The organism is Paraburkholderia sp. JHI869 (assembly GCF_038900775.1).
In the GTDB taxonomy this organism is placed as follows: Bacteria; Pseudomonadota; Gammaproteobacteria; order Burkholderiales; family Burkholderiaceae; genus Paraburkholderia.
Map to the genome: position 1 here is coordinate 234,293 of NZ_JAYMSC010000010.1, position 13,162 is coordinate 247,454.

The window sequence follows — 13,162 nt, forward strand, 5'->3', positions numbered from 1 at the left end:
GACTGCTCTGATGAATCAGACAGACGCAAGCGTCGTCGAGGCAAGCGCGTGGCTCGACCGGCCCGCTGCGGCCGATCGTGTTGCGCAGCGCTATCGTGGCGTGTGGCGCCGCACATTGTTGCGCAACGAAGGCGGGCACGAAGACCGTACAACGCGTGTGTTCTGGCTGCAAACGGCTCGTGTACACGTGGACCTGCGCGTGCGAGCGGACCGCGCAGGTTTCGACGGCGTACACGGCCTCGATATATTGCCGCGCGACATGCTGGTCGAACTCGCGCGGCAGCAGGGCTTCGCGGGCTTCACCGGGATCGCGCCGGGCGTACCCGAGGTTTGCACATGGCATCGGCAGATCGACTTCAACCCGCCAGCCGACACGCGCGATATCGGCACGATGCGCTTCGAGTCGCCCGACGTGCTGCTCGAAGACGGCGTGGACGCTGTCTATCACGAGCGCTGGGAACGCGAGCCGGAATCCGCAGGCCCGACGTGGGCGGCACGCCTGCCGCGTGCGGCGTTGCTGGCTGCGGGAGTGCAGGGCGGATCGGCCCTTGGGCACGCGGACGATGAAGAGTCGATGGGCTTTCTGGCACGCGCCGGTGGCCTCTTTATGTTCGCACGTGCGCGTTCCTCGAAAGCGACGGCGTGGCTCGCGCAGCATCGCGGACGCACGCTGGCGCAGGTCGTCGCAGACCCCGCTGTCTCGCTCGAACGGGCCCGCGCGCTGCTCGATTTCGAAATATCGCTCGGGCATGTCGCAGCATCCCCTGGCATGAATCCTGTCATTGCACTGTCGACGCATCCCTGGCGTGAGGGGTGCACGTTGCCCTTCCGTCTCGAACCGAACGTCGACGCTGCCGAATTCGCTGGAACCACCGACTCAAGGAGCCATCATGTCGACGACTGAACACGCGAGCGCTCGCGAAATGCGGGCCCTACCCGCTGCGACCAGGATCCGGTCTGCGCCGCTGTGGTCCGTGCGCGGCGAGATCAGCCGCCGCGTCTATATCGGATTCGCCTTGACGGGTCTGATCGTGCCGATTCTCGCCTGGTGGGCCTTGTCCCTCTCCGGGCTCGTCGATCCGACCTTTATGCCGGGGCCCGGCGCCGTCGTGCACCGGCTCGTCAGCTGGTGGACCGACGACGGTCTCGCCGACGATATCTGCATCAGCGTCTTGCGCGTGGTGGGCGGCTGGGCGCTCTCGGTCGTGTTCGCGCTGCCGCTTGGCCTGTTGATCGGCACGTTTCGCCCGGTGCAGGCATTGCTCGAGCCGCTGACCGATTTCATCCGCTACATGCCCGCGGTGGCGTTCATCCCGCTCGTGATGCTGTGGATCGGCATCGACGAAGGATCGAAGGTCGCGATTATCTTTATCGGCACGTTCTTCCAGATGGTGCTGATGATCGCCGAGAATGTGCGCGCGGTGCCGATCACGCAGATCGAAGCAGCGCAAACAATGGGCGCAACGCGGGAGGAGATGATCCGCCTCGTGATCTTTCCGTCGTCGCGTCCAGCCATCCTGGACACGTTGCGCATCACGATGGGATGGGCGTGGACCTATCTCGTGGTCGCTGAACTCGTGGCGGCCAACTCAGGGCTCGGCTATGCGATTCTGAAGGCACAACGCTATTTGCAAACCGACCGCATATTTGGCGGCATTCTGCTGATCGGCCTCATCGGACTCCTGATCGATCAGGCATTCCGGCTCGTTCACCGGCTCTGTTTTGGAAAATGGATGGCCAAGCGATGATCAATGCTTCCTCGACAATCTCCATCGAACGCGTATCCAAGTACTTTGGGCGCGGCAGCGACCAGGTGCGCGCGCTTGCCAGTATCGAACTCAACGTGCAGCAAAACGAGTTCGTCACGCTGGTGGGAGCCTCGGGTTGCGGCAAATCCACCTTGCTGCGCATTCTCGGCGGCCTCGAAACCGTCGACGAAGGCACGGTTCGCGTAGACGGGCAAGCCATTGAAGGCCCCGGCGTAGACCGTGCGATGGTGTTCCAGCACTACAGCCTGTACCCGTGGCTAACGGTTCGGCAGAACATCCAGTTTTCGCGGCGCCTCAAGACCAACCGGCGAAACCTGAGTTCGAGCGCGGTGGAAGTGGCGAGCGGTCGCGCGGATGCGCTGCTGCGCCTGATGGGGCTCTCGCATGTGGCCGAGGCGTTTCCAAACCAGCTCTCAGGCGGCATGCAGCAGCGCGTGGCAATCGCGCGCGCGCTGCAGGGCAAGCCGTCCATCCTGTTGATGGACGAGCCGTTCGGCGCACTCGACGCACAGACCCGCGAGGTCATGCACGATCTGATTCTCCACGTGCACGGTCTGGAGAAGTCCACCATCGTATTCGTCACGCACGACGTGGAAGAAGCCATCTACCTCGGCCGCCGCGTCGTGCTGATGGCTCCGCGGCCTGGGCGCATCGACACGATCTACAACGTACCGTTGCCTGCCGTGCGCAATCCGGAGATGAAGCTCGCCCCGGAATTCAATGCGCTCAAACGCGAGATTCTGGCGCGCATTCGCGAGACTTCGGGCATGAAGACCGACCTCGACATGCTCGAGCAACTGACGCGCACGGCGGCCTGAGCCGCGCAGCGGCGCGCCGCATGCTCAGGCGTGCGGCGCAAACGCCTCCAGCGCGGCAAGCAGGTCGTCCGAATGCGCGGTGGCGGCGAGATATCCGCCCTCGATGCGCAGCAGGCGAATGGCGTCGGCGTGATCGCTCGCGCACGGCTCGGCGCAGCAGTCTTCGAGCACGAGCACCTCATAGCCGCGATCGCTCGCTTCGCGCGCCGTGCCGGTCACGCAAACGCCGGTCGTCACGCCGGTGAGGATCAGCCTCGAGATGCCGGAGACCGTTAGCACGTGATGCAGGTCCGTGGCGTGAAAGGCGCCGGTGCCGGGCTTGTCGACCACGATTTCGTTTTCGCGCGGCTTCAGTTCGTCGATGATCTGCCAGCCCGCTTCACCACGCACCAGCAGCCTGCCGAGCGGGCCGCGACTGCCGATTCCGGCGCCCGCGCGCGCGGTCTTCAGGCGCTTGCTCTCGGGAAGGTCCGAGAGGTCGGGCCGATGTCCTTCGCGCGTGTGCACGATCTTCATGCCGAGCGCGGCCGCACATTCACGCACGCGCTGAATGCGCGGCACGATAGCGCGCGCAGGTCCGACATCGGCGCCGCGTGCGCCCATGTAACCGCGCGGGTCGCAAAAGTCCCGTTGCATGTCGATGATGACGAGCGCGGTCGACGCGACCGACAGCGCGCCGGAGATTGGAAAGTCGTAGGGCTGGGCGGTGATCTTCATGGCTGCATACGTAACGATCGGGCATTCAGTGTAGGTCGACAATATTGCGCGATCACGCAGGCATCGAACTGCGTCACCCTCCCGTCAAGCCGCGCGCCGTCGTCCCCACAGCGCGATGTTCGCCCCGCCGAAAGCCCACAGATCCGGTGACTGAAGAAGCTGCAATGCTTCATCGAGTTGTGGTGCCGCCAGTGCGCCTGCCGCGAGAAGTTGATCGCGCATCTGCACGGCCGTCAGCGCGAAAAATTCCGCCGCGGGCGAGCCGCCCTGGATCACGGGAAACTCTCCCGCGCCCCCAAGTTCCTCGAGGCCCATGGCCGCCACGGTCTCGGGAAGGGTGCGGGCCCAGAAGCAGTCGCGACCCGACGGCTTCACCACTGTGTTGACGAGCGCGACCATGAATTCGCGGAACGCAGCGGACGATGATGCGTGCACCGGGAAGAAGTCGACTTCCTCCAGCAACAGCCATCCACCGGGTCGCAGGGCGTCGATCATCCGGCGTATCGCGACTTCGGGTTCGCGCAGATGGTGGAGCAGCCAGCGCGAGTGGACGAAATCGAATGGCGCGCCGGGTGGCTCGGAAGTGAGGATGTCATGACGCAGGACTTCCAGGTTCGGAAGGCGGATCGGGTCGAGTAATGCGATGTTGATGTCGGTGGCCACGACGCTGCCGGTCGGCGCCACGTGCTCGCAAAGCCACCTTGCGATCGAACCGCTTCCCGCGCCCACTTCGAGGCAACGCGCACCCTGACCGACGCCGAGCTGGGTGATGCGATGCTGGGTCATCGGATCGAGTATTCTCTCCAGCAACGCCAGCCGACGATTGGCGTGCTCCCAGGAGTTATCCAACGCATAGCCGGACATGAGTGCCTCTCGCATTGCCTGGAGCGTTGTCATCGCGCGCACGCAACGGTAATGCCTTCTGCAATCCGTATGGACTCGCGCGGAGGTGCCATGAAACGTGATCGACGCTGACGGGAAACATATTTATTCAGATGGAATCCTGAATAAAAATGACAGGATCGCGCACCATGATCTGTTTGAACAGCTGAATGACCGATGGCCGCGGAGGAGGTGGTGTAACCGAGTATAGATTGCCAGCGGACGAGTAACGAAATAATTTGGCAGGCGTTGCATTTGCCGCGGCGTTTCGTGGGGTTCCGGCTTAGCGCGACAGGAAGTCGCTGGCGCCATCGTCCGCACCCGCCCGTATCCAGACGTAGGCGGAGTTCACAACCGCATTATTTCCGCTATTGTTGAGGTTCTTTTCTCCGGATGCCGAGATGGACAGGCGCATTCCCGAATAGCCGCATGCGTCGCACGAGATTCCAGAAGCTTGTCCCTGCGCCCCGATCGATGACAGAGAGATGTTGTCATTCGTTGCGTTCGCTCCTGAGGATAGTCCGAAGAGCGCTAACGCCGCGACCGCAACAAGGCGCTACTCAATACCTTCGTGCCTGAGCATCAATCGAAGCTCATCGACACAGCCTTCATCTCTTAAGCGGAGTGAACATGATACGTCGCAAACGCAACGCCAGGATCGTCGCCACATTGGGGCCTTCGAGCGCCGATTTGAGCACAGTGCGCGCTCTGTTCGATGCCGGCGCCGACGTGTTCCGGCTCAACTTCAGTCACGGTACGCATGCGCAACACCAGGAGCGGCTCGAAATTATCCGCCGTGTCGAGCAGGATACCGGGCGGCCCATCGCGGTGCTGCTTGATCTGCAGGGCCCGAAGCTGCGTATCGGCACGCTGGCCAACGGTCCCGTCACGCTGCAAGCCGGTGCGGCGTTTCGCGTTGATCTGGACCCAACTCCAGGCGACGCTACACGCGCACCGTTGCTCCACCCGGAGATCTTCGCTGCGCTCGAGACCGGCACCGAATTGCTGGTCGACGACGGCAAGGTGCGTCTCAAGGTACTGCGCTTTGGGCCGGACTTCGCCGACACGCAGGTGATGACCGGTGGCACGATATCGGATCGCAAGGGCGTGAACGTGCCCTCAGTGCTGCTTCCCATTCCGGCCATGACACCCAAAGACCGCGCCGACCTCGAGTTCGGGCTGACACTGGGCGTCGATTGGGTCGCGCTATCGTTTGTGCAAAGGCCCGAGGACGTGCAGGAAGCCAAAGCGATAGTCCAGGGGCGCGCCGCCGTACTGGCCAAACTGGAAAAACCGGCCGCAATCCACTCTCTCCATGCGATCGTCGATGCAGCCGACGCGATCATGGTCGCGCGCGGCGACCTGGGGGTTGAACTGCCGGCCGAGCAGGTGCCTCGGATCCAGAAGCAGATCGTCAGGGCGTGCCGCGCCGCCGGCAAACCGGTCGTCGTTGCTACGCAGATGCTGGAATCGATGATCGCCGCGCCGGTTCCGACTCGCGCGGAAGCCTCAGACGTGGCCAACGCGGTGTATGAAGGCGCGGACGCAGTGATGCTATCTGCCGAGTCCGCATCCGGCAAATACCCGTGTGAGGCCGTGGCGATGATGGACCGCATCATCGCCGAGGTCGAGTCCGATTCGGACTACCGCAGCGCAATCGACGCATACCACACCGCGCCGCAGGCGGCTGTCGCCGATGCGATCTGCCTGGCCCTCCAGCAGACCGCGAGCCTGTTATCGCTGGCGGCGATCGTCACCTACACCCGATCTGGCTACACCAGCCTGCGCGCAGCACGGGAGCGGCCGGTGGTGCCGGTGCTGAGCCTGACTCCGGAACTCGGCACCGCGCGTCGCATGGCGCTCGTCTGGGGCGTGCATCCGGTGCATTCCGACGAGATTGTCAGCAGCGTGCCGGACATGGTGGACAAAGCCTGCGCGATCGCCCGACGCGAAGCCTTCGCGCAAACGGGCGATTTCGTCGTGATCGCCTCCGGCATGCCTTTTGGCGTGGCCGGCACGACGAACTTCCTCCACATTGCGAAGGTGTGACCGCCACGCCCAACACACACGATCTCCGTGCAATCGAAGACTGACTGCGCGCCGTGAAACTCGCGGTGAGCAGTCGTGCATCGCCTGGTCGCCCTAAGAAGACAAGCTGGGAAAATGGGCAAAAAGGTGCGGAACGTCGATTTTTTTAAGCCTTCGCATATTGAAGCGACAGGCGGACGCTACCCCTCCATCCAGCTGACATGCGCGCTCACCACGCGCCATCCTTCGGGCATCTTCACCCACGTCTGACTCTGCCTGCCGATGCGCGGATCGCCCTCGCGCCGGAACTCGATATGGGTGACGGCGAACGCGTCGCCATAGGTCGTGACGACGCGCGCCGTAACCGTGCGCGCAAGCCCCTTGCCGGGCCGCGCGGCGCGAAACGCGCGGATCGCCTCGTAGCCATAGAGGTTTTCCGTCGCACCGTAGCGCAGCGTGTGCACAGAGTCGAAGAAGAGCCTGTCGAGCACGGCGACGTCGTTGGTGACGAGAGCCTGCTCGTACGCGTCGAAGACCGCGTCGACTTCGGCGAGCACATCGGGACGGTTGATGTCGTTCATGCATCCGCTCCTGATGTCGAGTACGCCTCATCGAACGATGGCGGAGGCGGGCAATACGCGACGTGCTGCGCTTCGAGCCGGCGCGCCGCCTCGAACGCGAGATCTTCGCGCCAGGGCGGCGCGATCAGCTGCACAGCGATCGGCAAGCCGCTTTTCGTGCGCATGGGTGCCGCAACGACCGGCAAGCCGAGGCACGACACGGGCTGAGCCAGCAAACCGAGGTTGGGCCGCACCGCGAGCTGTTCGCCGTTGATCTCCATGAACTCGTCGCCGATACGCGGCGCGACCATCGGCGTTGCTGGCGCGATCAGCACGTCGTAGTGCTCGAAGAGTTCGAGTACACGCCGCCGCAATGCCGCGCGTACGCGCTGTGCCTGCACGATCCATGCAGCGGGCAGGAGCGCACCGGCGATCAGTCGATCGCGCGACAGAGGCTCGCGATCGTCATAGTGTGAGCGCAAGTTTTCGGCGTGCAACTGGCCGCCTTCCGCGGCCGTGATGAGAAACGCCGCGCCGCGGGCAGCATCGGCAGCGGGATATTCGACCGTGTGTGCAGCTCCGAGCGCCGCGGCTGCGGTATGCGATGCATCGCGCGCGTCATCGTTCGCGTGCTCGTCGAAATAGCCGCCGAGGCGCGCAACCCGCAATGCCCCATGCTTCGCATTCACGGATTCGAAGGCGCGCTGCGCACACGCGGGGTCGTGCGGATCGGCGAACTGCAACGCATCGTAGATCGTCGCGAGATCTTCGACGTTGCGCGCGAATGCGCCCATATGGTCCAGACTGGCGACGAACGGATAGGAGCCGTATCGCGAGAGGCGGCCAAACGTCGGCTTCACGCCAAAAACGCCGCACAGCGAGGCGGGCACGCGCACGGAGCCGTTCGTGTCAGTGCCGAGCGTGACGGGCACGAAGCCCGCCGCGACCGCCGCCGCGCTGCCACCCGATGATCCGCCCGCGGAACGCGTCAGATCGTGCGGATTGCGGCACGGCCCGGCATGATGGTTCTCGGTCGTGAAGCCGTAGGCGAACTCGTCCATGTTGAGCGCGCCGATGAGAATCGCGCCCTGTGCGGTAAGGCGCTCCACGAGTGTCGCGTCGCGCGTGGCGGGCGGTGCGTCGGCGAGCACGCGCGAACCGGCGAGTGTCGCGATCCCTTCGATATCGAAGAGGTTCTTCGCGGCGAATGGCACGCCCGCGAGCGGGGGCAAGGCGTCGCCGCGCGAGCGGCGTGCATCGAGCGCATCCGCTGCGGCAAGCGCGCGTTCGCGTGTGATCGCCGTGAAGGCATTGACCTGCGCATCGTACGAATCGATGCGCGCGAGCGTCGCTTCGATCAGTTCGCGCGCGCTGAACGCGCCATCGGCGTAGGCGCGGGCGATGTCGAGCGCGCCACAAGGGAAGGCGTGATGTGCGGTCATGGGCGATACACCGGTGCAGGTTCGTCGCTCGTATCGACGGGGTAGTCGAGCACGGGCGCGGCGAGCTGCGCGATGCGGGCGAATTGCGCCTTGACGCGCGCGGCAGCCTCTTCGGGAAGCGCAGGGAAATGCAGGGCAAGCGCCGCGTCCGCATAGGCGTCCAGCGGCTGGTTGCAGGAGGAAGACATGGCGGTCATGTTCACGGAAGGTTAGGAAAGAGTTCACGTGCGCGAGCAATCAATGCGCGATCGCTGTTGCGCGGACCGATGAGAGAAAGCGCGAGCGGACGCGATGTTTCGCTCAAGACCGGCACCGTGACTTGCGGCAAGCCTGCGATTGCGGCGATGGCGTTCATCGTGAGCGCATCGCGATAGAACGAGCCGATGCGCTCTGGCGATTCGTCCTTGCGCAGCAGGGCGCGCGGCGTGGTCGGCAGCACGATGAGCGCGCCATTCACGATACGGTCCACCTGTTGGGCCAGCGTTTCGCGCATGACGCGGCATCGCTCGACTTCCGCGTCATCGAGCGACTGCAGCCGCGCGAACCGCGCCGCGATGTCTGCGCCAAAGCGCGGCGCGCTCGCTTCGATCCACGCGCCGAGCGATGCGCGAATATCGTTGTCCTGCAACTGTTGATACACATGAAGCCAGCGTGTCGGATCGCCTGCGAAGAATTCAACTTCATCCTGCGTGGATGCAAAGTCACGAAGACGCTGTGCGTCGTCCGGTTCGCTTGCGGCGCGTGCATCGAAGGCTTCCTTGAAGCGCAAAAGCGGTTGGGGCACGCCGACGGCGGGCGCATCGTCGAGAAGTACGTGCGCCACGCGCGCGAGCATGTCGCCCGAGCGTGCGAACCAGCCGACCGTGTCGAAGCAGGGCGCGAAGCGCAGCACGCCATCAAGCATGGCGTCGTCGTGCGTCGGGCGGATGCCCCACAGGCCGCAGAATGCGGCGGGCACGCGAACGGACCCGCCCGTATCGGTGCCGAGTGCAAAGTCCACCTCGCCCGCCGCGACGGCCGAGGCCGATCCGCTCGACGATCCGCCCGGCAACGCATGCGGCCAGCGCGGATTGAGCGGCGTGCCGTAATGTGCGTTCACGCCTTCGAGGCTGTACGCGAGTTCGTCGGTGAGGGTCTTGCCGTCGAGATTCGCGCCCGCGGCGAGCAGCTTCGCGACGCAGGGCGCATGACGGACGGCTGGCGTGTGTGTCGCGAGCCAGTCGGGATTGCCGCCGCCCGTTGTGCTGCCCGCGACGTCTATCAGGTCCTTGACGGCGAAGCGCAAGCCATCCAGCGGCCCGCTGCCCGTCGCGTCGACTTGCAGACGCGAACCCGGAACAAAGGCGCTCATCGGGCCGCTCCGGTCAACGCGTCGGCGAATTGAAGCGAATCCGCGACGAACCCATAGCACTTCTTAACGTTCCAGATGCTCGCTTCCGTGCAGAACGCAGGCGAAGAGGTCGCGCAGCAATCGGTGAGCATCACGCAGCCGTAGCCGAGAAAGTTGGCGTCGGTGAGCGTGTGCATCACGCATTGATCGGTATTGACGCCCGCGAAGAAGATCGTGCGCGTGCCGAGATTGCGCAGGATGCTGTCGAGCGGCGTGTCCCAGAAGCCGCTGATGCGGTACTTGTCCACGCAAATATCCTGCGGCTCGATCTTGAGTTCGTCGACGACTGCTGCCGCCCACGAATCCTTCTGCAGCACGCGCGCGCCATGTTGCGGCAACGCTTCACCGAGGCCGATGCCCGTACCCTTCGGCTTGTACAAATGAAGCTGGTTGGGCGGCATGTTGGCGAGGTCGGGGCGGTTGCCCCAGTTCACCCAGATCACTGGCACGCCGCTTTCTCGCGCAATCGGGAGGAGGTATTGCAATGGTGCAATCGGAGCGCGGTCTGCACCGTAATCGCCCCCGATATGGTCCACCCACCCGCCTTTGGTGCAGAAGTCGTTCTGCATGTCGATGATGACGAGCGCCGATTTTTCAATGTCGAAACGCACTTTCTGCGGCGCCGAATCGAGCATTGCGAGGCGCGGCGCGGGCGCCGCAGCCGCCATGTCGACGAGCGATTCGGTGGCGTGCCAGCGGGTCTGCGCAAATGCGCCGAGCGTGCCGCCGGGCGTTGTGCAGCTTGGGTTTGAGGCGTGGTCCATCGGGTTCTCCGAAGCGTTGGATCGATGACGCTCGAGTGCGCGGAAATTGCGTTGCGATGTTTCGAAATGCGGGCCTGGTTCATGGCATCGGCAAGCGGTTCTTCAGGGCAGCGAACGCGTATTGGCATTGAAGTTGCAATGTGCGTTTCAGTCATGAATAACCTACTTACCGAAAGTCAACGCAAAAGGAGTGCCAGTGATGATCACTTTGCAACGGGCCTCGCGCGAAAAACTGCGCCGCCGCTTCGTGTTTCGTGTCGTGGTCATGGCGGGCGTGGTCGCGCTCGCTGTGCCCGCGTTCTTTCTTTCCGTTGCGCACGCCGCCGATGACGCGATGCGCGTCGGCGTGCTGATTCCCGGCTCGAAAACAGACAACGGCTGGATGGAGTCGGGTTACGACGGCGTGGTGGCCGCGCAGAAAGAGTTCGGGCCGAAGCTGAAGACCCAGATCATCGAAAACATCAACTACGCGGACATGGAGCAGGCGCTCACCAATCTCGCGACGAAGAACCAGCTCGTGATCGGCATCGGCGGGCAGACGCAGGCCGCCGTGCTGAAGGTCGCGAAGCGCTTTCCGAACGTGAAGTTCTCCATCGTCGGCGGCAACAAGGGCGAAAACATGCCGCCGAACGTCGCGGGCTACGATGTGAAGCAAGCCGAGATCGCGTTCGTCGCGGGTGCCGCGGCCGCGATGCTCTCGAAGAACGGCGCGGTGAGCTATGTCGGCGGCATGGAAATTCCGTCCATCGTGAACGCGGGCAAGGAATTCGGTAACGGCGCGCGCTATATCAATCCGAAGATCAAGTATTTCGAGAGCTATACCGGCGACTTCGACAATGTCGCCAAGTCGCGGGAAGCCACCGCCGCCGCCATTGCGCAGGGCGCCGACGTGCACTATCACATCCTGAACCTCGGCCTGCGCGGGCTCGAGCAAGCGGCCAAGGAGAAGAACACGCACGTCATCGGCAGCTATACGGACCGCTGCGGAAGCGATCCGCTCTATGTCGCCTACAGCATCACGGGTGTCGGGTATCAGGCGCAGTATGCGATCGAGCAACTGGAGAAAGGGCAGTGGCAACCGGGCTACAAGGCTTTCGGCCTTGCGATGGGACCGAAGGCGTCCGGCATGGTCATCTGCAAGTCGACGCCCGCGATGGACGCGAAGCTCAAGCAGATCGAAGACGACATCCTGAGCGGAAAAATCAAGGTGTCCGAAGGATGAGCGCGCTGCCGTCACCTTCGCGCTCGCACGATACCGCGCCGATTCTCTCGCTCGAGAACATCGGCAAGAATTTTGGCGCGTTCACGGCGCTCGAAGGCGTGTCGCTCGACCTGATGCCCGGCGACGTGCATTGCCTGCTCGGCGAAAACGGCGCCGGCAAGTCGACGCTGTGCAACGTGATCTTCGGCGTGCACCAGCCCGACTCCGGGACGATGCGCGTGAACGGCGCGCCATACCGGCCGCGCAATCCACGCGAAGCGCTCGCGCACGGCGTTGCGATGGTGCATCAGCATTTCAGTCTCGTCGACGATGCCAGCGTGCTCGACAACCTGCTGCTCGGGCAGGCGCGCGGCTGGCTGAACCGCCAGCGCGAAGCCGGGCGCGTGCGCGAGGTGCTGGCGAGCGTCGGTCTTGAGTTGCCGCTCGACGCGCAGGTGGCGGACTTGTCGGTGGGCGAGCGGCAGCGCGTCGAGATCGTCAAATGCCTGATGCGCGAGCCGCGTCTTCTGCTGCTCGACGAGCCGACCGCCGTGCTCTTGCCCGCCGAGATCGACACGCTGCTCGACACCTGTGAGCGTGTGGCGCAACGTGGCTGCGCGGTGGTGCTCGTCACGCACAAGCTCAAGGAGATCAGCCGCGTTGCCACGCACGCAACCGTGCTGCAATCCGGGCGCGTGGTTGCGCGCTCGGCCTCGCCCGCAACCGAGATCGACCGGCTCGTGCACGCGATGATCCATCGCGAAGGCGACGACACGCCCGACGATCTCGCCGGGCGTCTGTCGCTCGTGCAAGCCGCTTCGCCGTACTCGCGCCCGCTGCATGACGAAGTGCTGCAACTCGACGGCTTGAGCGCATGCGATGCCGAAGGCGTCACGCGCCTCAAAGACTGCACACTCGTTGTGAATCGCAGCGAGATCGTCGGCATCGCCGGGGTGGAAGGCAATGGGCAAAGCGAACTCGGCGCGGTGCTTGCGGGCATGCTGAACGCGTCGGCCGGACGCTTCTTCATTGCCGGGCGCGACATGACGCACGCGAGCCCGCGCGAACTCACGCAGGCGGGCGTGGGCATCGTGCCGGAAGACCGTCATGCGGTGGGCTGCGTCACCGGCATGAGTCTCGCCGACAATCTGCTGATCAATCATGTCGATCGATACACGCGCGCCGGCTTCCTGAAGCGCCGCGAAATGCGTGCCGCCGCGATCGAACTCATGCAGCGTTTCGATGTGCGTGCAAGCAGTCCCGATGCGCTTTTCGGCGGCCTCTCCGGTGGCAATCAGCAGAAGGCCGTGCTCGCGCGCGAGCTGACGCTCGATCCGCTGCGCTTCCTGCTGGCGGCGCAGCCGACGCGCGGCCTCGATGTCGGCGCGGTCGCCGCCGTGTACTCGCACATCCGTGCGGCGCGCGAGCGTGGCGTCGGCGTGCTGCTGATTTCCTCCGAACTCGACGAACTGATGAGCGTCGCCGATCGCATTGTCGTGCTGTATCGCGGCCGCATCATGGGGACCTGCGCACCCAATGCGAGTAACCGCAGCCGTATCGGCGCCTGGATGGCGGGCACGGAGTAGACGAC

The 13,162-nt window shown here is 64.3% G+C and carries 13 protein-coding genes; 6 read left to right on the forward strand and 7 right to left on the reverse strand.

All coding sequences use genetic code 11. The features are described from left to right. Nucleotides 1–10: 10 nt before the first annotated feature. From VSR72_RS19155 to VSR72_RS19165, 3 genes are read left to right on the forward strand one after another with little or no spacing between them, the layout of a single operon-like run. Nucleotides 11–904, forward strand: coding sequence for a hypothetical protein (locus VSR72_RS19155; RefSeq protein WP_342953919.1), 894 nt, complete (start codon nucleotides 11–13; stop codon nucleotides 902–904). Next, entirely contained in the window at nucleotides 891–1,748 is an 858-nt protein-coding gene (locus tag VSR72_RS19160; protein WP_342953920.1) for an ABC transporter permease, read from the forward strand. The genes VSR72_RS19155 and VSR72_RS19160 overlap by 14 nt, the downstream gene beginning before the upstream one ends. Further along, on the forward strand, nucleotides 1,745–2,587 hold the full coding sequence (locus VSR72_RS19165; protein ID WP_342953921.1) for an ABC transporter ATP-binding protein: 843 nt from the start codon (nucleotides 1,745–1,747) through the stop codon (nucleotides 2,585–2,587). The genes VSR72_RS19160 and VSR72_RS19165 overlap by 4 nt, the downstream gene beginning before the upstream one ends. Nucleotides 2,588–2,611: 24 nt before the next feature. Here VSR72_RS19165 and VSR72_RS19170 read toward each other — a convergent pair whose 3' ends face one another. Next, nucleotides 2,612–3,304 (reverse strand): isochorismatase family cysteine hydrolase, encoded by a 693-nt coding sequence (locus tag VSR72_RS19170; RefSeq protein WP_342953922.1) that lies wholly within the window; start codon nucleotides 3,302–3,304, stop codon nucleotides 2,612–2,614. Between the two features lie 84 nt (nucleotides 3,305–3,388). Next, nucleotides 3,389–4,168, reverse strand: coding sequence for a class I SAM-dependent methyltransferase (locus VSR72_RS19175; RefSeq protein WP_342953923.1), 780 nt, complete (start codon nucleotides 4,166–4,168; stop codon nucleotides 3,389–3,391). 651 nt (nucleotides 4,169–4,819) lie between these two features. Here VSR72_RS19175 and pyk point away from each other — a divergent pair. Further along, entirely contained in the window at nucleotides 4,820–6,235 is a 1,416-nt protein-coding gene (pyk, locus tag VSR72_RS19180; RefSeq protein WP_342953969.1) for a pyruvate kinase, read from the forward strand. Nucleotides 6,236–6,414: 179 nt separating this feature from the next. Here the strand turns inward: pyk and hpxZ are convergent, their stop codons facing one another. From hpxZ to VSR72_RS19205, 5 genes are read right to left on the reverse strand one after another with little or no spacing between them, the layout of a single operon-like run. After that, on the reverse strand, nucleotides 6,415–6,795 hold the full coding sequence (hpxZ, locus tag VSR72_RS19185) for an oxalurate catabolism protein HpxZ (RefSeq protein ID WP_342953924.1): 381 nt from the start codon (nucleotides 6,793–6,795) through the stop codon (nucleotides 6,415–6,417). Continuing rightward, a complete protein-coding gene (locus tag VSR72_RS19190) occupies nucleotides 6,792–8,216 on the reverse strand; it encodes an AtzE family amidohydrolase (RefSeq protein ID WP_342953925.1) in 1,425 nt (474 codons plus the stop codon). The genes hpxZ and VSR72_RS19190 overlap by 4 nt, the downstream gene beginning before the upstream one ends. Further along, nucleotides 8,213–8,404 carry a DUF4089 domain-containing protein gene (locus VSR72_RS19195; RefSeq protein WP_342953926.1) on the reverse strand — a complete coding sequence of 64 codons (192 nt, stop codon included), beginning with the start codon at nucleotides 8,402–8,404 and terminating at the stop codon, nucleotides 8,213–8,215. The genes VSR72_RS19190 and VSR72_RS19195 overlap by 4 nt, the downstream gene beginning before the upstream one ends. Nucleotides 8,405–8,415: 11 nt before the next feature. Beyond that, nucleotides 8,416–9,567, reverse strand: a complete 1,152-nt coding sequence (locus VSR72_RS19200; protein WP_342953927.1) for an amidase — start codon at nucleotides 9,565–9,567, stop codon at nucleotides 8,416–8,418. Continuing rightward, nucleotides 9,564–10,370 carry a cysteine hydrolase gene (locus VSR72_RS19205; protein ID WP_342953928.1) on the reverse strand — a complete coding sequence of 269 codons (807 nt, stop codon included), beginning with the start codon at nucleotides 10,368–10,370 and terminating at the stop codon, nucleotides 9,564–9,566. Before VSR72_RS19205 ends, VSR72_RS19200 begins: the two co-directional genes overlap by 4 nt. A gap of 196 nt (nucleotides 10,371–10,566) precedes the next feature. Here VSR72_RS19205 and VSR72_RS19210 point away from each other — a divergent pair, with 196 nt between their 5' ends. Next, nucleotides 10,567–11,592 carry a BMP family protein gene (locus tag VSR72_RS19210; RefSeq protein WP_342953929.1) on the forward strand — a complete coding sequence of 342 codons (1,026 nt, stop codon included), beginning with the start codon at nucleotides 10,567–10,569 and terminating at the stop codon, nucleotides 11,590–11,592. Beyond that, a complete protein-coding gene (locus VSR72_RS19215; RefSeq protein WP_342953930.1) occupies nucleotides 11,589–13,157 on the forward strand; it encodes an ABC transporter ATP-binding protein in 1,569 nt (522 codons plus the stop codon). The genes VSR72_RS19210 and VSR72_RS19215 overlap by 4 nt, the downstream gene beginning before the upstream one ends. The last annotated feature ends 5 nt before the right edge of the window (nucleotides 13,158–13,162 follow it).